At 72.8% G+C, this 21,257-nt stretch carries 21 protein-coding genes and 1 pseudogene; 11 read left to right on the top strand and 11 right to left on the bottom strand.

Annotation, left to right across the window (positions count from 1 at the left end; translation table 11 throughout):
* Positions 1-109: 109 nt before the first annotated feature.
* Positions 110-1,132, bottom strand: coding sequence for a hemolysin family protein (locus tag ACH4S9_RS36315; protein ID WP_398375819.1), 1,023 nt, complete (start codon positions 1,130-1,132; stop codon positions 110-112).
* Entirely contained in the window at positions 1,129-2,508 is a 1,380-nt protein-coding gene (locus tag ACH4S9_RS36310; protein WP_398375817.1) for a hemolysin family protein, read from the bottom strand. Before ACH4S9_RS36310 ends, ACH4S9_RS36315 begins: the two co-directional genes overlap by 4 nt.
* Positions 2,509-2,768: 260 nt before the next feature.
* On the opposite strand from ACH4S9_RS36310, the gene ACH4S9_RS36305 reads away from it, so the two are divergent.
* Together ACH4S9_RS36305 and ACH4S9_RS36300 are read left to right on the top strand one after the other, a co-directional pair.
* Positions 2,769-3,803, top strand: a complete 1,035-nt coding sequence (locus ACH4S9_RS36305; RefSeq protein ID WP_398375815.1) for a sporulation protein — start codon at positions 2,769-2,771, stop codon at positions 3,801-3,803.
* A gap of 90 nt (positions 3,804-3,893) precedes the next feature.
* Positions 3,894-4,349, top strand: a complete 456-nt coding sequence (locus ACH4S9_RS36300; RefSeq protein ID WP_311728507.1) for a TerB family tellurite resistance protein — start codon at positions 3,894-3,896, stop codon at positions 4,347-4,349.
* Positions 4,350-4,382: 33 nt separating this feature from the next.
* Here the strand turns inward: ACH4S9_RS36300 and ACH4S9_RS36295 are convergent, their stop codons facing one another.
* Both ACH4S9_RS36295 and ACH4S9_RS36290 read right to left on the bottom strand, forming a co-directional pair.
* Positions 4,383-5,330, bottom strand: a complete 948-nt coding sequence (locus tag ACH4S9_RS36295) for a M56 family metallopeptidase (RefSeq protein WP_385347295.1) — start codon at positions 5,328-5,330, stop codon at positions 4,383-4,385.
* A 3-nt stretch (positions 5,331-5,333) separates the two neighbouring features.
* Complete coding sequence (locus ACH4S9_RS36290) at positions 5,334-5,750, bottom strand: BlaI/MecI/CopY family transcriptional regulator (protein WP_385347293.1); 417 nt, start codon at positions 5,748-5,750, stop codon at positions 5,334-5,336.
* A 139-nt stretch (positions 5,751-5,889) separates the two neighbouring features.
* Between ACH4S9_RS36290 and ACH4S9_RS36285 the strand changes: the two genes are divergently transcribed.
* The 3 genes from ACH4S9_RS36285 to ACH4S9_RS36275 all read left to right on the top strand — a co-directional run bounded on the left by ACH4S9_RS36285 (position 5,890) and on the right by ACH4S9_RS36275 (position 7,750).
* Complete coding sequence (locus ACH4S9_RS36285) at positions 5,890-6,465, top strand: TerD family protein (RefSeq protein ID WP_311728509.1); 576 nt, start codon at positions 5,890-5,892, stop codon at positions 6,463-6,465.
* A gap of 118 nt (positions 6,466-6,583) precedes the next feature.
* Positions 6,584-7,432 (top strand): hypothetical protein, encoded by an 849-nt coding sequence (locus ACH4S9_RS36280; protein ID WP_398375812.1) that lies wholly within the window; start codon positions 6,584-6,586, stop codon positions 7,430-7,432.
* Between the two features lie 60 nt (positions 7,433-7,492).
* The gene (locus tag ACH4S9_RS36275) at positions 7,493-7,750 is read left to right on the top strand and encodes a twin-arginine translocase TatA/TatE family subunit (protein ID WP_311728511.1); all 258 of its coding nucleotides are present in this window, start codon (positions 7,493-7,495) and stop codon (positions 7,748-7,750) included.
* A 20-nt stretch (positions 7,751-7,770) separates the two neighbouring features.
* Here ACH4S9_RS36275 and ACH4S9_RS36270 read toward each other — a convergent pair whose 3' ends face one another.
* The 3 genes from ACH4S9_RS36270 to ACH4S9_RS36260 all read right to left on the bottom strand — a co-directional run bounded on the left by ACH4S9_RS36270 (position 7,771) and on the right by ACH4S9_RS36260 (position 9,506).
* A complete protein-coding gene (locus ACH4S9_RS36270; protein ID WP_398375810.1) occupies positions 7,771-8,022 on the bottom strand; it encodes a hypothetical protein in 252 nt (83 codons plus the stop codon).
* A complete protein-coding gene (locus ACH4S9_RS36265) occupies positions 8,019-8,348 on the bottom strand; it encodes a hypothetical protein (RefSeq protein ID WP_398375927.1) in 330 nt (109 codons plus the stop codon). The genes ACH4S9_RS36270 and ACH4S9_RS36265 overlap by 4 nt, the downstream gene beginning before the upstream one ends.
* A gap of 255 nt (positions 8,349-8,603) precedes the next feature.
* A complete protein-coding gene (locus ACH4S9_RS36260; RefSeq protein ID WP_398375808.1) occupies positions 8,604-9,506 on the bottom strand; it encodes an ion transporter in 903 nt (300 codons plus the stop codon).
* A gap of 368 nt (positions 9,507-9,874) precedes the next feature.
* Here ACH4S9_RS36260 and ACH4S9_RS36255 point away from each other — a divergent pair.
* Positions 9,875-10,870, top strand: a pseudogene (locus tag ACH4S9_RS36255) (RNA-guided endonuclease InsQ/TnpB family protein).
* 34 nt (positions 10,871-10,904) lie between these two features.
* Here the strand turns inward: ACH4S9_RS36255 and ACH4S9_RS36250 are convergent.
* Together ACH4S9_RS36250 and ACH4S9_RS36245 are read right to left on the bottom strand one after the other, a co-directional pair.
* Positions 10,905-12,086, bottom strand: a complete 1,182-nt coding sequence (locus tag ACH4S9_RS36250; protein WP_398375806.1) for an acyltransferase — start codon at positions 12,084-12,086, stop codon at positions 10,905-10,907.
* A gap of 86 nt (positions 12,087-12,172) precedes the next feature.
* A complete protein-coding gene (locus tag ACH4S9_RS36245; RefSeq protein ID WP_398375805.1) occupies positions 12,173-12,796 on the bottom strand; it encodes a TetR/AcrR family transcriptional regulator in 624 nt (207 codons plus the stop codon).
* Positions 12,797-12,950: 154 nt separating this feature from the next.
* Here ACH4S9_RS36245 and ACH4S9_RS36240 point away from each other — a divergent pair, with 154 nt between their 5' ends.
* Positions 12,951-14,150 (top strand): serine/threonine-protein kinase, encoded by a 1,200-nt coding sequence (locus ACH4S9_RS36240; RefSeq protein WP_398375803.1) that lies wholly within the window; start codon positions 12,951-12,953, stop codon positions 14,148-14,150.
* Positions 14,143-14,331 carry a hypothetical protein gene (locus ACH4S9_RS36235; RefSeq protein WP_398375802.1) on the top strand — a complete coding sequence of 63 codons (189 nt, stop codon included), beginning with the start codon at positions 14,143-14,145 and terminating at the stop codon, positions 14,329-14,331. Before ACH4S9_RS36240 ends, ACH4S9_RS36235 begins: the two co-directional genes overlap by 8 nt.
* 64 nt (positions 14,332-14,395) lie before the next feature.
* Here the strand turns inward: ACH4S9_RS36235 and ACH4S9_RS36230 are convergent, their stop codons facing one another.
* The gene (locus ACH4S9_RS36230) at positions 14,396-16,801 is read right to left on the bottom strand and encodes an FtsX-like permease family protein (protein WP_398375800.1); all 2,406 of its coding nucleotides are present in this window, start codon (positions 16,799-16,801) and stop codon (positions 14,396-14,398) included.
* Positions 16,798-17,499 carry an ABC transporter ATP-binding protein gene (locus tag ACH4S9_RS36225; protein ID WP_311728520.1) on the bottom strand — a complete coding sequence of 234 codons (702 nt, stop codon included), beginning with the start codon at positions 17,497-17,499 and terminating at the stop codon, positions 16,798-16,800. Before ACH4S9_RS36225 ends, ACH4S9_RS36230 begins: the two co-directional genes overlap by 4 nt.
* A gap of 215 nt (positions 17,500-17,714) precedes the next feature.
* Here ACH4S9_RS36225 and ACH4S9_RS36220 point away from each other — a divergent pair, with 215 nt between their 5' ends.
* The 3 genes from ACH4S9_RS36220 to ACH4S9_RS36210 are packed head-to-tail and all read left to right on the top strand — an operon-like array spanning position 17,715 to position 21,253.
* Positions 17,715-19,076 (top strand): sensor histidine kinase, encoded by a 1,362-nt coding sequence (locus tag ACH4S9_RS36220; protein WP_398375798.1) that lies wholly within the window; start codon positions 17,715-17,717, stop codon positions 19,074-19,076.
* Positions 19,073-19,759, top strand: a complete 687-nt coding sequence (locus ACH4S9_RS36215) for a response regulator transcription factor (RefSeq protein WP_311728629.1) — start codon at positions 19,073-19,075, stop codon at positions 19,757-19,759. Before ACH4S9_RS36220 ends, ACH4S9_RS36215 begins: the two co-directional genes overlap by 4 nt.
* A 48-nt stretch (positions 19,760-19,807) precedes the next feature.
* Positions 19,808-21,253, top strand: a complete 1,446-nt coding sequence (locus ACH4S9_RS36210) for a DUF1996 domain-containing protein (RefSeq protein ID WP_398375923.1) — start codon at positions 19,808-19,810, stop codon at positions 21,251-21,253.
* The last annotated feature ends 4 nt before the right edge of the window (positions 21,254-21,257 follow it).

Below are 21,257 nucleotides of genomic sequence, written 5' to 3'. Positions count from 1 at the left end.
TCCAGTTCCCCGCTCCTGCCGCCCATGCCCGCGTGTGCCGTCGGCTCATCCTCCAGACTCGCTGTCTCGTATGCAAGACAGTGTCCACATACTTAGACGGCTCCCGCGTTTAGACGGCGGACGGCTCGGGGCCCACCAGCTCGTCCAGGACATCCGTCATCGTGACGAAGCCGAGCACGGCCCCGCCGTCGCCGGTGACCGCCGCCAGGTGGGTGCCCGCGGCGCGCATCGCGGTGAGGGTGTCGTCCAGCGGGGTGTCGGCGCGCACCCGGGTGACGGCGTGCAGCGCGGTGCCCGGGAAGGGTTTGTCGCGGTCGGTCGCCCCGAGGGTGTCCTTGATGTGCAGATAGCCGAGCACCGCCCCGGCCGGGGCGAGGACCGGCAGCCGGGAGTAGCCGGAGGCGGCTGCGGCGCGCTCCAGCTGGTCGGGGGTGACCTCGGGGCCGACGGTGACCATCTCGTCCAGCGGCACCAGGATGTCGCCGACCCGGCGGGTGCCCAGCTCCAGGGCGTCGCGCAGCCGCTCGCTGCCGGTGGGGTCCAGCAGGCCCGCGTCGCTGGAGTCGCGGACCAGCCGGATCAGCTCGGCGTCGGTGAAGACGGACTCGACCTCGTCCTTGGGCTCGACCTTCAGCAGCCGCAGCAGCGTGTTGGCGAAGGCGTTGATGCCGAAGACGACGGGGCGCAGCGCGCGGGTGACGGCCACCAGGGGCGGGCCGAGCAGCAGCGCGGTGCGCTCGGGCGCGGCGAGGGCGATGTTCTTGGGGACCATCTCGCCGATGAGCATGTGCGCATAGGTGGCCGCGGTCAGGGCGACCACGAAGGCGATCGGGTGCACCAGGCCCTGTGGGACGTGCACCGCGTCGAAGCCGGGCTCCAGCAGATGCGCGATGGCCGGTTCGGCGACCGCGCCCAGGACCAGCGAGGAGATGGTGATGCCCAGCTGGGCGGTGGCCAGCAGGGCGGACAGGTGCTCCAGCGCCCACAGCACGGTGCGGGCGCGCCGCCCGCCCGCCTGCGCGGCGGGTTCGATCTGGCTGCGGCGCACGGAGATCAGGGCGAACTCGGCGCCGACGAAGAAGGCGTTGGTGAGCAGGGTGAAGGCGCCGATGGCCAGCTGTAGGACGGTCATCGGGCCTCCTCCTTGACTGTGATCTTGTCTGTGCCCCTGTCGGTGACCTCGTCCGTGGCGAGCTCGGTGGCGGGGGTCGCCGGGGCGGTGATGGTGACGCGGTCGGCGCGGTGGTGGTCGACGTCGAGGACGGTCAGCTCCCAGCCGTCCAGGTGGACGGTGTCGCCTTCGGCGGGGATGCGCGCCAGGCGGGTGGCGAGCAGCCCGGCCAGGGTCTCGTACGGGCCGTCGGGCGCGGCGAGGCCGATGGCGGCGAGCTCGTCGAGGCGGACGCCGCCGTCGGCCTCCCAGACGGCGCGGCCGTCGTCGGTGGGCGGCGCGGGCAGCAGGTCGGGCGGGTTGAGGGGGTCGTGCTCGTCGCGGACCTCGCCGATGACCTCCTCGACGATGTCCTCGACGGTGGCCACCCCGGCGGTCCCGCCGTACTCGTCGATGACCACCGCCATGACGCGCTCGGCGCGCAGGCGCTGGAGCAGCGTGCCGACGGGCAGGGTGTCGGGCACCAGCAGCGGCGGGGTGATCAGGTCGGTGACGGGGGTGGCGGCGCGCTTGGCGGCGTCCAGGGCGAGGACGTCGCGGATGTGGACGGTGCCGATGACCTCGTCGAGGCTGTCGCGGTAGACGGGGAAGCGGGACAGGCCGGTGGCGAAGGTGAGGTTGGCGGCGTCGGCGGCCGTGGCGTGGGCCTCCAGGGCCCGGACGTCCACGCGCGGGGTCATCACGTTCTCCGCGGTCAGCTCACCCAGGTGGAGCGTGCGGACGAACAGCTCGGCCGAGTCCGGCTCGATGGCCCCCTGCGCGGCGGAATGGCGGGCCAGGGCCACCAGCTCCTCCGGGGTGCGGGCGCCGGCCAGCTCCTCCGCGGGCTCCAGGCCGAGACGGCGTACGAACCGGTTGGCGGCGTTGTTGAGGTGGCGGATGAACGGCGAGAAGGCGGCGGTGAAGCCGCGCTGGGGGCCGGCCACGACCTTGGCCACGGCCAGCGGGCGGGAGATGGCCCAGTTCTTGGGGACCAGCTCGCCGACCACCATCAGCACCACGGTGGACAGGGCCACGCCCAGCACGGTGGCCACCGAGGAGGCGGCCCCGCCCAGGCCGGCGGCGCTCAGCGGACCGCGCAGCAGCGCGGCCAGGGACGGCTCGGCGAGCATGCCGATCACCAGGGAGGTGACGGTGATGCCCAGCTGGGCACCGGACAGCTGGAAGGTCAGCCGGCGCACCGCCGCCAGCGCGCCCTCGGCGCCGCGCTCGCCCGCCTCGACGGCGCGCTCCAGCTCACCGCGCTCGACGGTGGTCAGCGAGAACTCGGCGGCCACGAAGACCGCGCAGGCCAGGGTGAGGAGCAGGGCCAGGAGGAGCAGCAGGACCTCGGTCACCGTGCCACCCCCCGCGCGTCGCTCGAATGCCGCAGGGGTATGGCACGGCCGGTACTGGGAGGTTCACCCATGGCGGGTCCGCCGCTCCTTTTCTTCGCTCGGTGGGCCGGGTAGGCCCTCATGGTTCGGGGAGGGATCGTCCCTCATTCAGCGTAAAGAGATGGTAAAGCATTCCCGGGGGGCGGCGCCCGCTCTATGCTTCTACATGCGTGTAGAAAAACGACGGGGACCAGAATACTTGTGAAGGAGTGAACGCCGCGATGGTGTTCAAACGACTGCTCGGCTCGCTCGGTGTCGGCGGCCCCACCGTGGACACGGTCCTCGAGGGCGGGCCGGTCCGTCCCGGTGGCGTGCTGAGCGGGCAGGTCCACCTCAAGGGTGGGTCCTCGGACTTCCAGATCGAGCAGATCACCCTGGAACTGGTGGCCCGGGTCGAGGCCGAGCACGAGGACGGGGAGAGCGAGGGCGTCGTCGCCTTCGACCGCTTCACGGTCGGCGGCGGGTTCCGGCTCGCCGAGGGGGAGCACATGAGCGTGCCCTTCTCCGTCCACATCCCGTGGGAGACGCCCGTCACCGAGCTGTACGGGCAGCCGCTGGGCATCATCATGGGCGTGCGCACCGAGCTCGCGGTGGCCGGCGCGAAGGACAAGGGCGACCTGGACCAGCTGACCGTGGGCCCGCTGCCCGCGCAGGAGGCCATCCTGGAGGCGTTCGGGCAGCTCGGCTTCGGCTTCAAGTCGGCGGATCTGGAGCTGGGGCACATCGGCGGCACCGGCCAGACGCTGCCGTTCTACCAGGAGATCGAGCTCACCCCCGCCCCGCAGTACGCCCACGCGGTCAACGAGATCGAGGTCACTTTCCTCGCCCACCCCGGCGGCATGGAGGTCGTCCTGGAGGCCGACAAGCGCGGCGGGCTGTTCTCCGGCGGCCATGACGCCCTCAACCGCTTCACCGTCGGCCACGAGGGGGCCGAGCACCGCGACTGGACGGCCGAGGTCGACGCCTGGGTGCGGCAGATGGTCGACAGCCGCGGCGCGCACGGCGCACCCTACGGACAGGGTTACGGCCACCAGGACGGGTACGGACACGGTCACGGGGGTCACGGGGGTTACGGACACGGCGAGCACGGGCACGACAGCCACGGGCACGACGGCCACCGCCGCTCCGGCCCCAGCACCGGCGCCGTGGTCGCGGGCGTCGCGGCGGGGGTCGCGGTCGGCATCGTCGGCGGCATGGTCGCGGCCGAGGTCGTCGACGAGATCGGTGACGCTTTCGAGGACGAAGAGGAAGACTGAGTCCACGGCCGGACCGGCCGCCACAACCCACGCCAAACACCCCTGCTAGCTTTTACAACACTGTAGAGACAACACACGTACGGAGTTCTCATGGCCCTGTGGGATCGCATCAAGGATTCCGCCCAGACGATGCAGACCCAGCTCGTCGCGAAGAAGAACGACCTGAAGAGCGGGGCGTTCCGCGACGCGAGCATGGCGATGTGCGCCCTGGTCGCGGCGGCCGACGGCAGCGTCGACCCGTCCGAGCGGCAGCGCGTCGCCCAGCTCATCGCCACCAACGAGGTGTTGCAGAACTTCCCCGCGGACGACCTCCAGCGCCGCTTCAACGACTACCTCAACAAGCTCATGGCCGACTTCGACTTCGGCAAGGTGAGCCTCCTCCAGGAGGTCGCCAAGGCGAAGAAGAAGCCCGCCGAGGCACGGGCCGTCATCCAGATCGGCATCGTCATCGGCGGCGCGGACGGCGACTTCGACAAGACCGAGCAGGCCGTCGTCCGTGAGGCCTGTTTCGCCCTGGAGCTGCCGCCGGCCGAGTTCGACCTGTAATTCGACCGGTAAGCGCCACAGGCGGCCCGCCGGTCACAGCGGGGTGGCCGCATGGAGGACGAGGAACAGCGCCACCGCCGCGTTCGCCGAGGACAGCGCGGACGCGGCGGTCCCGGCGGCCGCGATCCAGGCGGCCAGCCCCGCCGCGGTGGCCACCGGCGGCCACCACCGGGCGGGCGGCACCGGGCCGAGCAGCGCCGCCACCCGCCGGGGCACCGGCCCGGGGGCGGCGAATCCGGCCAGCGTGGGGGCGGGCGTGCCCTGCGAGACCAGCGCCGCCTTGCCGACCGCCCGCGCCATCACCCTGCGGTCCCCCACCGCCCCGGCCGCTTCCTCGTCCGCCCACCGCTCCGCGCAGTAGGCCACCGCGGCCTGGAGCGCGTACAGCAGGGGGTTCGCCCGCGCCGCCAGCTGGGCCACCAGAAGGTAGCGATGGTGCCGTCCGGTCAGATGGGCCCGCTCATGGGCGATCAGCGCCTTGCGCTCGCGCGCGTTCAGACAGTCCAGCATCGCGGTGGACACCACGACCCGCCCCCGGTCGCGGCACGCGCCGGGCCCGCCGGGCAGGGCATACGCGTACGCCTTGCCGTCGGGCAGCACCGCGACCGGCGACTCCGGCATACCGGCCAGCGCGGCCTGGGCCCGCCGCCGCACCGTCACATGCCGCACCAGGGTGCCCGTGCAGCCGGCGGCCACCACGGCCAGCGCGCCGATCGCGGCCTTCCCGGCCACCTCGTCGTACGGCACGGCGGCCCGCACCTCGGGGTCGGACCAGCCGTCCGGGAGCGGATTGCCCGGCAGCTGGGCCGTGCCGACGACGACCAGCAGCACCAGGCACAGCGTGGAGCACAGCGCGAGCACGCCCCCGACCAGCGACAGCAGTCGGGTGGCGGCCCGCGGATGCAGATGCTGCTCGGCCAGGCGCGCGATCGGCAGCGCCGTCAGCGGCAGCATCAGGGGGAGGAAGACGAACAAGCCCATGGGTCAGTTCTCCGGCTCCTCCGCGGCCTCGCTCAGCAGGTCCCGCAGCAGCCGCTCGTCGTCCGCCGACAACCCCGTCACAAAACTCGCCAGCACGGCCTCCCGGTCGTCCTGGCCGTCCAGCACCCGGCGCATCCGCAGCGCGGCCAGGCCCGCCTCGTCCGCCTCGGCCCGCCAGACGAACGCCCGGCCCACCCGCTCCCGCGCCACGGCCTGTTTGGTGTGCAGCCGGGACAGGATCGTCATCACCGTCGTGTACGCCAGGTCGCCCTCGAGCCGCTCCTGCACCCAGGCCGCCGTGACCGGGCCGCCCGCCCGGCACAGCACGTCCAGGACCTGCGCCTCCAGCTCGCCCTGCCCGCGCCGCCGAGAACGCTGGCGGGGGCCGTGCTCGTCCGGGTTCAAGGGGTCGTCCCTCACACCGTCTCCTCTCTCCGCTGCGCCGCCACAGGACCGTACATCCTCGGCGGCTTCGAACAGCCCCCCACGATTCTTCTACAGTGTTGTAGATTTTGAGTCCGGGCCCGGCTCCGGGCCAACCGAAACACAGGAGGAGATCGTGGGAGTTTCCCTGTCCAAAGGCGGCAACGTCTCGCTCAGCAAGGAGGCACCGGGTCTGACCGCGGTCCTGGTCGGCCTCGGCTGGGACGTTCGGACGACGACGGGCACCGACTACGACCTGGACGCCAGCGCCCTGCTCGTCGACGAGTCCGGAAAGGTCCCCTCCAACCAGCACTTCGTCTTCTACAACAACCTCACCAGCCCCGACGGTTCGGTCGAGCACACCGGTGACAACCTCACCGGTGAGGGCGACGGCGACGACGAGAGCATCAAGGTCAACCTGGCCGGCGTGCCCGCCGATGTCTCCAAGATCGTCTTCCCGGTCTCCATCCACGACGCCGAGTCCCGCGGCCAGAGCTTCGGCCAGGTCCGCAACGCGTTCATCCGCGTGGTGAACCAGGCCGACGGCGCCGAACTCGCCCGCTACGACCTGAGCGAGGACGCGGCGACCGAGACCGCCATGGTCTTCGGCGAGCTCTACCGCCACGGCGCGGAGTGGAAGTTCCGCGCCGTCGGGCAGGGCTACGCCTCGGGCCTGGCGGGCATCGCCTCCGACTTCGGCGTGAGCATCTGACACGGCCCCTGCCGCCGGCCTTGCCGCCGGCACCGCCGCCGCTGCCGGGCCGGGCCCTCGGGTGCCCCGGCCCGGCAGCGGCGCCACCGGCTGGCTCCAACTCATCGAGGGGACGGACATGACCGGCCCGAACGCGACGCAGGCCTTGCAGCGGGAGGACAGATCCGACTTCGAGGAGGTGCTGCGCCAGGCGCTGAACGCCGCGGAGATCCGCGCGGCCCTGCGGAACGGCTCCGCCGAGGGCCCGGGCCTCGAAGAGCTGCACTCCCAGGCCCTGGCGGACGCCGCCTCCATCGCGGCGGCGGCCGCGGCCGAGTACCGCGACTACGTCCAGCTGCGCGCGGCGGCCCGCCCCTCGGCACTCTCTGAAGAAACCTCCGAGGCGACCACCGGGAACGGGCCGGGCGGGCGTGGGCTGCTGCCCGCGCTGGCCGTTCTGACGCCGGTGCTGGCCACCACCGCGACCGCGGTCTTCCTGCTTCTCGGCTACCTCATGGGGCTCAGCGACTCCCAGGAGCGGCTCGCCGACACCCTGCTGACCGCCGCCTGGACCACCGCCGTCATCGCGGCCGTCACCACCGTCTCCGGCGTCGTCTGGCTGTTCACCACCGCCGCACGGCACCGCACCACGCCACCCGAGCGGCAGTACGAACGGGTGGCCGCGGCGCGCGGCGCCTGGCGGCGGGCCCTCCTCGAACGCGGCGTGCTGCCGTATCTGCGCGAGCGACTGCCCCGGAACGGCCCCACGCGGCCCCCGGAACCCGCCCGCCGCCCGCGCCTCGGCTACTCCAGCCCGGACTTCGCGGCCCCCGATTACGCCAGCCCCGACTACGCCAGCCCGGACTACGCGACCCCCGACCGAGCGCATCCCGATCGCGCCAAACCCGACTACGCGAGCCCTGACTTCTCCAGCCCCGACTATGCGAGCCCGGACTTCTCCGTGCGACGCTCATCGGGGGAAGACTGACGGCGGCGGCCACCCGCACCCCAGCGCAAGCCCACCACCCCACAGAGAAAGCAGGCACCGATGCTCGGCATAAGCGAACTGTCACTGCTCCTGATCGTCGTCATCGTCGTCCTCGGGGCCAAGAAACTCCCGGACCTGGTCCGCTCCATGGGCAAGTCGGCCCGCATCCTCAAGAGCGAGGCCAAGGCGATGAAGTCCGACGAGGCGCCGTCCGTCACCCAGGACGGATCCGGCAACCGTGTCATCCGCGCCGAGCCCGGCGACGTCATCAAATCCCGGACGGAGAACGACCCCGGCAGCGGCACCGCTCCGCGCTGACCCGAGGCGGGCGGCCGTTTTCAGTACCGCTGCCGCCCGCCCGGGTAGCGGACCGGCTGACAGCATTCGGGGGCGCCGACGGGCGGATGCCGCCCGTCGAGCGCGTAGCACAAGGCCGCGTGCAGATGTTCCGCCTCAACGGGTGTCAGCTCCAGTTCGGCGATGGCACGATGCTGCCCGCCGCTGCTGATCTGGAGTGGCAGCGCGAGCTCCCCCTCGTGCGTACGGCGCAGGCCCCACCCGGGAACGGGCCAGATCCGCCAGCCGGTCATGACAACTCCCGGGCACGCTCAGGGTCCAGCCCATGCACGCCGTCCTCGTCGGGTGCGGGCAGGCGCCCGCCTCTGCTCTCGGCCACCCGCAGCACGTCGCACAGCGCCTCACACAACCGAGCCGCCAGGAAGCGGAGTTCCCCAGCGCCCGCCTCACGGTCCGCGAGCAGCGCGCGGGCGTGGGCGAGGAGTTCCCTCCCCATCGACACCTGGAGCGCCTCGATCTCGTCCGCTCTGCGGCTCAGAAGGCTGTTGCCGTCGTCCGTCGCCAGATAGCACGGCTTGCCATCGGGGCCGGACCACGGCAGCAGCCGCAGGCCGAACATCGCCCTCACCGCGCCACCCACACGGGCACGGTGTCGATGCCACCGAGGGCCAGCATCGGCACGGGACCCCGTTCCTGTCGAGCCTCGCGCTCCTGCCGGAGTTCCCGCCGCCGCTGCCGCTCACGTTCCTCATACGCGAGGACATCAGGACGCAGCCGCTGCCCTGGGGCCATGACCCGGCATGGACTTGTGGTGAGTTTGAGACGGCGACACGCCGTCGCTTCGGCGTGTCGCCGTCTCAAACTCACCACAACGTCAATGGCGGCACCGCTCCGCGCTGACCCCGTCCCGGCTTCCCCGGTCGGCCTCCAGGCCGGCTTCCAGATCGTCGAGCGCCCGGCGGGCGGCCGCGATCCGCTCCCGCAGCGCATCCCCCTCCGGTGGCACGGCGGGCTGCGCGGCCGCGTGCCGCCCGTTCGGCTGCTCCTCCTCCATCGCGCGGGCCTCCTCAAGGGAGTTGATCACCACGCCGATGAGCAGGTTCACCAGCACAAAGGACCCCAGCAGCACGAACGACGCGAAGTAGACGATGGTCCAGCGGGAGATCTCGAGCCCCGCGCGCACCGCGTCGCCCAGCCCGTCCAGGGTGATGAGCAGGAACAGGGTCAGCCCGGACCGCCCGATCGAGCCGTAGTGCTCCGGGTCGTCGTCGGCGAAGAACACCCAGCCGACCATGGCGTACACATACAGCAGCAGGGTGCCGACCAGCAGAAAGCTCAGCGTGCCCGGGAGGCTCTTGCCGACGGCCGTGATCACAATCCGCACCTGCGGCAGGAACCGCGCGGCCCGCAGCACCCGGGCCAGCCTCAGCAGCCGCAGCACGGTCGCGTTCTCGCGCGCGATGGGCAGGAACGCGAGCACCACGACCACCACGTCGAACAGGTTCCACGGGTCGCGGAGGAAGTCCCGGGGCCGGTCGGCATGGGCGGCCGCCCGTAACAGGATCTCGGCGGTGAAGAAGGCCAGGAAGACGTGTTCCAGGGCCTTCAGCTCGGTGTGCCAGCGCTCGACGGCGCCGCCGTACGTCTCGACGCCGAGGACGGCGGCGTTGGCCATGATGACGCCGAAGACCAGCACCCCGAACCAGCGCGAGTCGACAACCCGGCGGGAGCGCTCCGCGAGGGTGCGCACCTTGAGTGCGACGGTCTGGTCCGCCATGTCACGTTCCAACTCTGCGCTGCCCGCCGTTCACCCTTCAACTGAGTTGATCTTACGGGGTGGAGGGGGCGAACGGCGGGCAGACGGGCCGCCTGGGGGGCGGCGTCACCTGATGTCTTGCGAGGAGGCTCCCCCCGTTTGCCCCTGGAAGGAATCGCATCCGTGTTGCGACGCGGAGCATCCCCGTATCCGCTTCAGTGCGCGAGGCCCACTGCCGTGTCGGCATCGCCAGCGTGATGCGAACGCGTGCGCCAGTGATCGCTGGACGGGGTGATGGTGGCGGGATCGGGGCACGTGTGTACGGCGGCCGTGCGTATGGTCTTTCGGAGAGTCGGGGCATGGCGTCCCGGCCGGGGACTGTGAGGGGGATGGCACAGGTGAGGGCGGCTGCGGAGGCCGGGCATGCTCGGTACACCTACCGGGTTCGCGTGTCGTCCACCGCCCGTACCGCCCTGGCGGCGGAGTGGGACCGCTGCCAGTGGGTGTGGAACGAGTGCGTCGCCAAGTCCAGGGCCGTGTACCTGCGCAACAAGGCCACCGGCCAGAGGGCCACGTGCGGCCCGGCTCAGCTCGACAGGATGCTGACCGAGGCGCGGAAGACGACACCATGGCTGCGTGAGGGCTCGTCGGTCCCTCAGCAGCAGATCATCCGCGACTTCGGCCGCTCCCGCGCCAAGGCACAGAAGGACATCACAACACGCTTGCCGATACGGCGGCGGGCCGGGATGCCGAAGTGGAAGACCAGGCGCGAGGCGCTGCCGAGCCTCAACTACACCCGGCGCGGGTTCCGGTTGCAGGACGGGCATCTGCGCCTGGCCGGGGGCATCGTCGTGACGGTGGTGTGGTCGCGGGAACTGCCGGCTGAGCCGTCCTCAGTGCGCGTGTATCAGGACAGCCTCGGGCACTGGTATTGCTCGTTCGTCGTACCCGCCCAGGTTGCGCCCCTGCCTGGGACCGGCCGCGTACTCGGTGTCGACCGGGGCGTGAAGGAGATCGCGACCACGACGCCATCGCTGTCGAGGACTTCCGCCCGAAGTTCCTCGCCAAGACCACCATGGCCCGCAAGGCCGCTGACGCCGCTCTCGGCGCCACCAAGGCCGCCCTGATCGAGATGGGCCGCAAGCACGGGCGGGACATCCGCCTCGTCCACCCCGCGCACACCACGATGGACTGCGCGCAGTGCGATGCGAGAGCCAAGCATCGCCTGCCGCTGGGTGAGCGCACCTATCACCTGCACCGCATGCGGAACCATGTCCCCACGGGACAAGAACTCCGCACACGTGATGCTCGTCCGGGCTGGTCTCAACCCGGCTGGTGCCGATGGCAGAAGACCTCCCGGAGCGCTGCTCCAGGAGGCGGCCTGAGCCAGGAATCCCCTCCCTTCAGGGAGGGGAGGATTCAAAGCACCGAGCGGAACCCCGGCAGCCGGCGCAGTCCGGCGGCAGCCGGGAACGCCGCGCCCAGCGCGAGAACGGCCGTCAGGACCCAGGCGACGAGCGCGGGCAGGGCATCTCTCCCCAGGGCGAACTGCACGGCCACGACGATCGGCAGATGGATGATGTAGACGGCGTACGAACCGGCCGCCAGCTCGCGGCGCAGCCGCCCCGAGCCCGCGCACCGCTCGCGGAACAGCGTGAGCAGCCCGACGCACAGCGCCACGCACAGGCCGCTCTCGTACAGCGACCACAGCGCGGACCGCCACCCGGCGCCGCCCGGCGCGAACCAGTCGGCGTCCGGGCCGACGGCGAACAGCAGGGCCGCCCCGCCGACCCCGCCCGCCAGCCAGATCAGGCCGGTCCGGGCGGGGAAGCGCGCCGGCCAGCCGTAGCGGTGGGCCACCGCGCCGAGCACGAAGAAGCTCGCCTGGAGCGGCAGCCGGGCGGGCTCCACCTGGAGGAAGTCCAGAAAGGGCACCCAGGAGTCGAGCGGGTAGCGCAGCCGCACGGCGTAGGTGGCCGCCGCGAGCCCGACGGTCAGCAGCGCCAGCGCGCCGTGCCCCGGCACCCGCGCGGGGTTCTGGTCCTCACGCCGCCGTCGGCGCAGCAGCCGGGCGGCCTGCCGGCACAGCAGATACAGGGCGCTGTAGGCCAGCAGGTTCTGGATGAACCACAGGTGCGCGAACTGGAGATCCGGCCAGGACGGGCCGCTCCAGCCGGCCGGCTTCTCGCCCAGCCCCAGATACACGTCGGTGAAGTAGCGGGGGAAGGAGATCGGGGCGTAGCCGCGGTAGTGGACGTAGTACGTGTACATCAGCCCCGGGACGATCGTCAGCGCCCCGACGACCAGCGGGATGCCGAGCCGCCGCAGCCGGGAGGTCAGGAACGCGCGGGCGCCGTGGCGTTCGTACGACGTGGGCACGAAGTAGGCGGAGACGAAGAAGAACAGGCTCATCGCGAACGTCCCGTCCAGCGCCGACAGCGCGGCCAGCGCCCCCGAGCGCGGCCGCCCCTCGACGTACCACCAGTCGTCGGGGCCGTACGCCTGGGCGGCGTGGTGGACCACGACGAGGACGGTCACGGCGATACGGAGGTTGTCCAGCCAGGCGAGCCGGGAGGGTGGAACAGAAGGCTTGGTGTTCATGTGTTGAGAATGGTGTACACGTGCACACTCGCGCGGTAGGGCTGTCCCCCGTATCGGCCTTCGGGCCAGCCCCCGACGGCCAGGGCCTATGTGCCGTCGGGGCCGAACAGGCCGTGGAGCAACAGGCGTTGGTTGGCGGCGCTGCGGCGGGCCAGCACCTCGGGGGCGAACATCGGGTCGCTGACGTTCGGTTGCATGACCCGCTCCAGCAGCAGGGGCCCGAGGATCAGGCACAGCAGCTGGAACGGCGCCCACTCCTCGTCCGCCCGCGGGTCCGTGGCCCCGCCGGACGCCTCCCGCAGCCGCTCCAGCTCCCGCCGCGCCCCCCGCAGCAGCCGCCCGAACAGCACCGCGCTCGCCTCGCTGTCCTCCAGCAGCGCCTGCCGCAGATAGCCGCGCAGCACCGGATCGGCCCCGAACAGCCGCGCCGAGACCTCACCCAGCGAGGCCATCAGCGCACCGCCGTCGGCACCCTCCGCGTCGAGGCCGCCCAGCGCCTCGCCGATCCGGCCGAGCACATACTCGTCCACCGCCGCACGCAGCCCCTGCTTCGAGCCGAAGTGGCGGGTCACCAGCGCCGGGGAGAGCCCGGCGGCGGCCGCCACCGCCCGCGTGGACGTCGCCTCGAACCCACGCTCCGCGAAGAGTTCGAGCGCCGCCTCCCGCAGCCGCGCCCGCCCCGTCAGGTCCGTTCTGTCCACCGCTCGCATACCAGGAGGCTATCCGCGTCGGTACCCTGAATCTGTCGCGGTCCCCCCACCACCTACCTCCTCGTACGGTGCTGCTGTCCGTCGGCGTCTTGGATTGCTCAGGGTCGATCAGGATCGAGGTTGTGCACACGTGCTGGTGGCGGATCGGTACCGGTTGGAGACACCCATTGGCCGCGGCGGTATGGGCGAGGTCTGGCGAGCCACCGACGAGGTGCTGAGACGGACGGTGGCCGTCAAGCTGCTGCTCGGTGACGACCCCGGCTCGCAGGCGGCGGCCCGCTTCAGGCTGGAGGCCCAGACGGCGGCCCGGCTGAGCCACCCCAACATCGTGGGGGTGTTCGACTTCGGGGCCCGCGACGGCCGCTTCTATCTGGTGATGGAGCTGGTCGAAGGCCAGAGCCTGGCCCAGGAGCTGACCTCCCAGGGCGCGCTCCGCGCCGAGCGGGTGGCCGTCATCGCCGCCCAGGCGGCCGCCGGGCTGGCGTCCGCGCACCGTACGGGGATCGTCCACCGGGACATCAAGCCGGGCAACCTGATGTCCGACGCCGACGGCACGGTCAAGATCGGCGACTTCGGGATCGCCCGGTTCGTCGACGACCCCGCCACCGCGCTCACCACGGCGGGGCAGATCATCGGCACCAGCCTCTACCTGGCCCCCGAGCGGGCCCTGGGGCGGCCCGCGAGCCCGGCCTCCGACGTGTACTCGCTGGGCTGTCTGCTCTATCAGCTGCTCACCGGCGCCCCGCCGTTCCAGGCCGACACCTCCGCCGCCACGCTCGCCCAGCACATCGACGCCGCGCCGGTGCCGCCGCGCAGCCGGGGCTTCCAGCTGCCGCCCGCGTTCGAGAACTTTCTGCTCGGGATGCTCGCGAAGCAGCCCGAGGACCGCCCCGCCGCCCAGCAGGTGGCCGACTGGTTCGGCTCGGGTGCCTGGCAGGGCCACCCGGAGCCCATGCCGGAGCCGACCCCGGCGCCCGCGCCCGCGCCCATGCAGGGCCCGCCCCCGCGCGCCCAGGTCTTCGGGACCACGTCGGCCGCCGGTGCGGCGGCCGCGCGGCCCGGAGCGCCCAGCACACCCGAGCCGCCCTCCGTCGCCACGTACCGCCTGCCGCAGGCCGCCCCCGCCCCCACCTCCGCCCCGCGCCCGGACCGTGGCCGCCGGCAGGCCCCCGCCCAGCGGCCCGGCGCCCGCGCGCTCATCCGGCGTCGGCCGAGGGTGGCCAGCGCGATCGCCGGTGCCGTGGCCTTCATCGCCGCGGTCCTGATCGGCATCGCCTGGTTCTCGACCGACAACAGCTCGGCGGACAGCCCGAACGGCCCGACGTCCCCGACGACCAGCTCCCCGCGTGAGTAGACGGCGGTACGTCGCCCGAGGCGTGCCGGGCGGCTACCGCGTCTGGGACAACCGGGCGCGCCGGTGGTGGGGCGACCACTACGAACTCTGCCCGGACGAGCTGCTCGACGAGCTGAACGGCGACGCGGACCAGACGAAGATCACCGCGCTGCTCAAGCGCTACCGGGCCCAGAAGCGATAGCGGGGCGAAGCAGGCGGGGCGGACGCCCCGCCGCGCCCGCCCCGCCCTCTCTCCTCTCCCCCTCTTACTCCGTGCGCAGCGCCGTGGCCGTGCGGGTCCGGGCGGCCCAGCCCGCGGGGAGGAGGGCGCCGGTGACGGCGATCAGCAGGCCGCCGAGGCCGAGCAGGAGCAGCTCGGGCGGGGTGTAGACGTCGATGGCCGCGGTGGGGAGGGTGAGTCCGGCGCTCTCGCCCATGGCGGGGACGATCGCCGCGTGCAGGGCCAGGCCCGCCGGGACGCCGAGGGCGCCGCCCGCAACCCCCACCACGACGACCGAGGCGAGGACCATCGCGACGGTCTGCCGCGGGGTCATGCCGAGCGCCTTGTGGACGCCGAGGTCGTGGACGCGTTCGCGGGTGTCGAGGACGACCGCGTTGAGCACGCCAAGCCCCGCAACGGCGACGAGCATCAGGGTGAGGAGGGCGGCCAGCGCGTCGAGGACGAGGATCACCTCGCTCTCGCCCCCGGAGGGGCCGGTGCGCGCGGTGACGTCCAGCGAGCCGAGCGCGGAGTTCAGGGCGGTGACGTAAGCGGCCGCGTCCGTGCCGGGCTTGAGGGTGATGCGGTAGCTGTCGGCCGGCGGGCTCGCGGGGGCGAGCGTCGCGGCGTCGGTGAGGACGTTCATGCCCTGGTTCCGGGGGTCGAAGACCTCTCCCACGATCCGGACCCGGACCGTCTTGCCGGCGTGGTTCAGGGCGACGGTGTCCCCGAGCCGGGTGCCGGTGGCGGCGAGGAACTGGGACGGCACGACGGCCTCGCCGGGCTCCGCGAACCATCTGCCGGAGACCTTCCGGTAGTTGGCCCAGGTGGCGTCCCCGGCGAAGGTGTGGAGCTCGGTGGAGCCGGTCAGCCCGGCGATGGTCACCTGGGTGGCGGCGGTGGCGTAGTACGCGCGGGTCCCCGGCTGGGCCTTGATCGCCGCGGTGATCGCGGCGGGGTCGGCCGTGATCCGCGGCGGGCCGCCCGGGCCCCTGCGGTGCGGGCCGAGCCCTCCGTCCGGCCCTCCGTCCGGTCCTCCGTCCGGTCCTCCGTCCGGTCCGAGGGCCGCCGCCTTGGGGTCGACGGTGACATCGGCCCTGTCGTGCTCCCTGGCGTCCTGCACCCGGTTCAGCGAGGCGGCCAGGCCCACGGCGAAGGTGACGGCGGTGGCCCCGAAGGCGACGGCCGCGACCATCGCGGCGGCGCGGGCGGGGCGGGCGAACGGGCGGGCCAGGCCGAGGCCCAGCGGCCGGGACAGCGGGAGCCGCCCGGTCAGCCGGACCACCGCCCGGCCGCGGCCGGGGCGCGCGGAGCGGCCGACGGCGAGCGCGTCGACGGCCCGCAGCCGCCCGGCCCGCGCCGCGCTCGCCCACGCGACCGCCGCCACCAGGCCGAGCGCCCCGGCGGCCACCGCGGCCACGACCCACGGGGCGATGATCAACCCGGCGGTCCCGTAGGCCTCTTCGGCCTCGGACAGGACCGGACGGGTCAGGAGGGTGCCCGCGACGACGCCGACCACGGTGCCGAACGCCGCCGGGATCAGGGCCTGGGCCATATAGGCCCGTACGACCTGGGCGGGGGTGAACCCGAGCGCCTTGAGGACGCCGATCCGCCGCAGCCCGCCGCCGACCGCGCCCGCCACCACATTGCCCACGATCAGCACGGCCATGACCAGCCCGAGCACGCCGAAGGCGACGAGGAACGGCACGAACACCGCGGTCTCCTGCTCGGCCTCCCGTTTGACGGAAAGCCAGGACTGGTCGCCGACCCGCGCCCCGGCCGGCACCGCCGCCTTCACCGCCGCCCGCCCCGCGGCGATCCGGGCGCCGGTGTCCGCGTCGGCGAAGCGGTAGAGCATCTGATAGCCCGCCCGCGCCCCGGGCGCGGTCAGCGAGGCGATCTGGGAGGGGGCCACCCAGGCGTCGGCGGTACGGCTGACCGAGCGGGCCACGCCGACCACGGTCAGCGTCGGGTCGCCGGGCAGATCGGGGAAGCTGAGCTTCAGGCCCAACACGGGGGGAGCGCCGGCCCCGGGCGACAGCACGATCTGGCCGGGCCGGGTGGCCCAGACCCCCTCGGTCAGGGTGACGCGGTCGACCGGATCGCGGCCGGGATCGGCGCGGCCGACGACCGACATCGGCACCAGCTGCTCGCCGTCGAGGCTCGGGGTGACCGACGCGGTCGGGAAGGGCCCGGCCGCCGCCGTGACCCCGCGCGCGTCCGCGGACCCGGCCAGCTGCGCGGCCGTGGCCTTGGCCGCGTCGTACCGCACCGACAGATGCGCGCCGCGCTGCTTGGCGAAGGCGTCGGCGAACGGCGCGCTGGAGGCCACGAGCAGCGAGGCGCACAGGACGGCGGCGGTCACCGCCATCGTGGTGGCCAGCCCGATCACGGCGTTCTGCACCCGGCGGCGGCGCACCCCCGAGCGCACGACCCGGCCCAGGGCGCTCATCGGGCCTCCTCCGCCATGACGGTGTGCCCCTCCGCCGCGATGCGGCCATCGACCAGCCGGACCGTACGCGTCGTGCAGGACCGCGCCAGCGCGAGGTCATGGGTCACCAGAACCACCGTCTGCCCGGCGGCGTTCAGCTCGGTGAGCAGCTCGCGGACGGCCTCGCCCGCGGCGGTGTCCAGCGCGCCGGTCGGCTCGTCGGCCAGCAGCAGCGCGGGCCGGTTGACCAGGGCCCGGGCCACCGCGACGCGCTGCCGCTCGCCGCCGGACAGCCGCCCCGGGTAGGCGTCGGCGTGCCGGTCGACGCCGAGCGACTGGAGCAGTTCGGCCGCGCGGCGCTGGGCGGCGCCGCGCGACCGCCCCGCCATCCGGGCGGGCAGGGCGACGTTGTCGGCGACGGTCAGGTCGTCGAGCAGGTTGAAGAACTGGAAGACCATGCCGATCTTCGCGCGCCGGAAACGCGCCGACGCCGCCTCGCCCAGGGTGTCCACGCGCACGCCGTCGACGGTGACGGTTCCGGCGTCCGGCCGGTCCAGGCCCGCGACCAGGTTGAGCAGCGTGGACTTGCCACTGCCGGACGGCCCGAGGATCGCGACGGCCTCCCCGGGCCGCACGGTCAGCGACACGTCGTCCAGCGCGGGCGGCCCCCCGTCGTATCCGCGGCTCACATCCCGCAGTTCGATCACCGGCGTGGTCATGCTCGTCTCCCTAGGTCCATGCGTGTGACGCGGTTGGACGCTAGGCGCGGACGTCTCCGGGGCACGTCGCCCGGCCGGGGCATTTCCGGTACCGCTCCGGGATGAGGGCGGCCGGTGTCATCCCAACGATGTAGGCGAGCGATGTAGGGGCGGGCGCCCCGAAGACCGGCGGGAGGATGTTCCGGGCCTGGTCCGGTGGCGAGAATGAGCCGGTGATGAACGTGCCGTTGCCGGCCCGGCTGCGCGAACTGACCGAGTTGCTGAAGCGCGCGACCGGCCCGCTGCCCCTCCCCACCCGCCGAGGCATGGTCTTCGACGTGGCGCTGGCGCTGGCCCTGGGTATCGCCAGCGTCCAGTACGCCGTGGAGCACTGGGACGGGCGGGTCCAGACGGCCGTCGACGGCGTGGTCGAACCGTGGGTCCCTGCCGAGCCGTCCGAACCCGCGCCCCCACCTGTGCCGCCGCCGCTCCCGGACGGGCCGCCCCCGGGCCCGGGCTGGCTGGCGGGCTGGCTCCTCCCGGTGGCCTTGGCGGTCGCCGCCTCGGCGCCGCTCGCGCTGCGCCGCCGGTATCCGCTCGCCGTGCTGTGGATCGTGACGGTCGCGGTCTCGCTGACGCCGACGAGCGCGCCCAGGATCACCTCGTACGCCTGCGTGATCGCCGCCTACGGCGCCGCGGCGTACAGCCCTTACCGGGTGGCCACGCTGGCGAGTCTGCCGGTGGCGGTGTTCGCGCTGAGCAGGCTCGCCGACGGCACGCTGCCCGTCGTCCAGAACGAGTACATCCCGTTGCTGATCCTGGTGCCGATCGTGGTGGCGGCCAACGGGCTGCGCACCTGGAAGCTGCGGGCGGGCGAGAGCGACGCGCGGATGTCCGCGCTGGAACGGGAGCGGGCCGAGGAGCTGCGCCGCGCCGCCGAGCAGGAACGCGCCCGTATCGCCCGCGAGTTGCACGACGTGGTGACGCACAACGTCAGCGTGATGGTCATCCAGGCCGGGGCCGCCCGCAAGGTCATGGCGACCACCCCCGACCGGGCCCGCGAGGCGCTGCTCGCGGTGGAGGCGAGCGGCCGGGCGGCGATGGCCGAACTGCGTCACGCGATGGGCCTGCTGACGATGGACGAAGACACCACCGGCACCGGCGGAGCCGCCACCCCGGACCTCGCACCGCAGCCGGGCCTGGGCCAGCTGGACGCGCTGGTCGCTCGGGTGCGGGAGGCCGGGCTGCCGGTCGAGCTGACCGTGTCCGGGACGCCGCGCCCCGTCCCGTCCGGGGTCGGCCTGGCCGCGTACCGCGTGGTGCAGGAGGCGCTGACCAACACCGTGAAGCACGCCGCCGGATCGACGGCGGCGGTCACCGTCGCGTACGGCGACGACAGGCTGCGGGTGGAGGTCACCGACACCGGCGGCACGCCCGGCGCGTCCGCGGCGACCGGCGGCGGGCGCGGGCTGATCGGCCTGCGCGAGCGGCTGTCCGTCTACGGTGGGACCCTCCACACCGGGCCGCGCCCCGGTGGCGGCTACCGCGTCGAGGCAGAGATCCCCCTGGAAAAGACATGCCCCCTGGAGGAGATGTGACCGGGCCGCTGCGCGTGGTGGTCGCCGACGATCAGGCGCTCGTCCGTACGGGCTTCACCATGATCCTGGCGGCCGACGGCATCGATGTGGTCGCCGCGGTGGCGGACGGGGGCGAGGCCGTCGAGGCCGTCCGGCGCACCCGGCCCGATGTGGTGCTGATGGACATCCGGATGCCGGAGATGGACGGCCTGGAGGCCACCCGGCGCATCCTGAGCGGCTCCCCCGGCGAGCCCCGCGTGATCATCCTCACCACGTTCGACCTCGACCACTTCGTCTACGCGGCGCTGTCCGCCGGGGCCAGCGGCTTCCTCCTCAAGGACGTCACCCCCGAGCATCTGGTCGCCGCCGTCCGCATGGTCCGCTCCGGCGACGCGCTGCTGGCCCCGGCGATCACCCGCCGCCTCGTGGAGCGCTACGCCCGCCGGGACCCCGACACCGCCGCGCTCCACCGCGACCTGGCCGCGCTGACCCCGCGCGAGGCGGAGGTCCTGCGGCTGCTGGCCCAGGGGCTCAGCAACGCCGAACTCGCCGCCCGACTCCATCTGTCGGAGGCGACCGTCAAGACCCATGTCGCCCGCATCCTCGCCAAACTCGGGCTCCGCGACCGTGTCCAGGCCGTGGTCGTCGCCTATGAAACCGGGCTGGTCAGCCCCGGTGGACGGCGGGACGCGGACGCCCACTGAGAAGAACCGCCCCCGCTTACGTATCTCTTCGGTATGCGACGACAACCGATGAGGGGCGGCCCGGTGAAAAACAGGAAGAGACATAAGCGGTCCCGAGTGATCGCGATGTCCGTGGTCGGTGCGACGGCGTTGGCCGTCGGGGGCGGAGCGCTCCTGATGACCGACAACAACGCGTCGGCCGCCAAGGAGACCCCCGCGCAGCAGGCCGCCGCGCGAGCCGGGATGACCATCAAGTGCCCCGATGTCGCGACCGGCCTGTCGGACGTGCCACAGCAGGCGCGGCCCGCCGTGAACGACCAGCTGGCCAAGATGGACAGCCAGGTCGCGACCGCCTACCAGCGGCTCGTGGACCAGGGCGGCAAGACCGACCAGGAGTCGGTGCGCACCCGCGTGCTGGACCCGCTGAACTCCGAGCGGCGGCAGACCCTGGACCGCATCGCCACGGAGATCGAGAAGGTCAAGCCCCGCCCGTCCGGCCTGGACTCGCTGGCGTCCTGCACGGTCAAGCAGGACGAAGCGGCCGCCGTGGCCGCCGCCGGCGCCCAGACCGCGGCGCCGGGCACCCCCGCGGCGGGGGGCGCGACCCCGGCCGCGGGCGCTCAGCAGCAGTCCGGCCCCCAGCGGGCGGACTTCGTGGACATCCGCAAGGTCAAGCCCAACGTCAAGGCCCCCCGCGTGCAGGGCAAGGGCTCCAAGGGCACCTTCTCCTCGCGCTGCGGGCGCAACGAGAACAAGCACTTCAACTCCGACAACGTCATCGTGGCCCCCGGCGTGAGCAACGGCGCCCACCACATGCACGACTACGTCGGCAACAAGAAGACCGACGCCTTCGCGTCCAACCAGACCCTCGAGTCCGCCGGGACCACCTGCACCAACGGCGACCGGTCCACCCACTACTGGCCCGTCCTGCGGCTCCAGGACGGCACGAAGGAGTTCGACGCGGGCGCCCCGGGCGGCGGCACGGAGGGCAACGTGGGACGCATCCTGCGGCCCACCTCCGTACAGCTCACCTTCAAGGGCAGCCCGGTCTCCAAGGTCGTGGAGATGCCCAAGTTCCTGCGCATCATCACCGGTGACGCCAAGGCGTTCACCAACGGCACGGCCAACGCCAACGCGTCCTGGAGCTGCACCGGTTTCGAGAACCGCCAGCTGAAGGACAAGTACCCGATCTGCCCGAAGGGCAGCAACGTGGTGCGGACGTTCAACTTCCAGAGCTGCTGGGACGGCAAGAACGCGGACAGCGCGAACCACCGTACGCATGTGGCCTTCGCCGCCGCCGACGGCTCGTGCCAGAAGGGGTTCAAGGCCATTCCGCAGCTGGTCCAGCGGATCACCTACAAGCTCGCCCCCGGCGCCTCGAACTTCGCCGTGGACAGCTTCCCCGAGCAGTTGCACAAGCCGGTCACGGACCATGGCGACTTCATCAACGTGATGTCGCAGAAGCTGATGAAGCAGGCCGTGAGCTGCATCAACAGCGGCCGCAAGTGCGGCTGACCCA

It is taken from the genome of Streptomyces sp. NPDC021225, from assembly GCF_044332865.1.
GTDB lineage: Bacteria > Actinomycetota > Actinomycetes > Streptomycetales > Streptomycetaceae > Streptomyces.
The sequence above is the reverse complement of the archived record's forward strand: the minus strand, read 5'-3'. Positions and strand labels throughout refer to the sequence as shown.

Bases quoted from the DNA above. Each gene is read 5' to 3' on its own strand.
- ACH4S9_RS36280 (WP_398375812.1), top strand. From the start codon at position 6,584: ATGACCGGCCCGAACGCGACGCAGGCCTTGCAGCGGGAGGACAGATCC.
- ACH4S9_RS36225 (WP_311728520.1), bottom strand. From the start codon at position 17,499: ATGACCACGCCGGTGATCGAACTGCGGGATGTGAGCCGCGGATACGAC.
- ACH4S9_RS36265 (WP_398375927.1), bottom strand. From the start codon at position 8,348: ATGTTCGGCCTGCGGCTGCTGCCGTGGTCCGGCCCCGATGGCAAGCCG.
- ACH4S9_RS36315 (WP_398375819.1), bottom strand. From the start codon at position 1,132: ATGACCGTCCTACAGCTGGCCATCGGCGCCTTCACCCTGCTCACCAAC.
- ACH4S9_RS36250 (WP_398375806.1), bottom strand. From the start codon at position 12,086: ATGAACACCAAGCCTTCTGTTCCACCCTCCCGGCTCGCCTGGCTGGAC.
- ACH4S9_RS36230 (WP_398375800.1), bottom strand. From the start codon at position 16,801: ATGAGCGCCCTGGGCCGGGTCGTGCGCTCGGGGGTGCGCCGCCGCCGG.
- ACH4S9_RS36305 (WP_398375815.1), top strand. From the start codon at position 2,769: ATGGTGTTCAAACGACTGCTCGGCTCGCTCGGTGTCGGCGGCCCCACC.
- ACH4S9_RS36245 (WP_398375805.1), bottom strand. From the start codon at position 12,796: ATGCGAGCGGTGGACAGAACGGACCTGACGGGGCGGGCGCGGCTGCGG.
- ACH4S9_RS36220 (WP_398375798.1), top strand. From the start codon at position 17,715: ATGAACGTGCCGTTGCCGGCCCGGCTGCGCGAACTGACCGAGTTGCTG.
- ACH4S9_RS36275 (WP_311728511.1), top strand. From the start codon at position 7,493: ATGCTCGGCATAAGCGAACTGTCACTGCTCCTGATCGTCGTCATCGTC.
- ACH4S9_RS36295 (WP_385347295.1), bottom strand. From the start codon at position 5,330: ATGGGCTTGTTCGTCTTCCTCCCCCTGATGCTGCCGCTGACGGCGCTG.
- ACH4S9_RS36260 (WP_398375808.1), bottom strand. From the start codon at position 9,506: ATGGCGGACCAGACCGTCGCACTCAAGGTGCGCACCCTCGCGGAGCGC.
- ACH4S9_RS36300 (WP_311728507.1), top strand. From the start codon at position 3,894: ATGGCCCTGTGGGATCGCATCAAGGATTCCGCCCAGACGATGCAGACC.
- ACH4S9_RS36270 (WP_398375810.1), bottom strand. From the start codon at position 8,022: ATGACCGGCTGGCGGATCTGGCCCGTTCCCGGGTGGGGCCTGCGCCGT.
- ACH4S9_RS36210 (WP_398375923.1), top strand. From the start codon at position 19,808: ATGAGGGGCGGCCCGGTGAAAAACAGGAAGAGACATAAGCGGTCCCGA.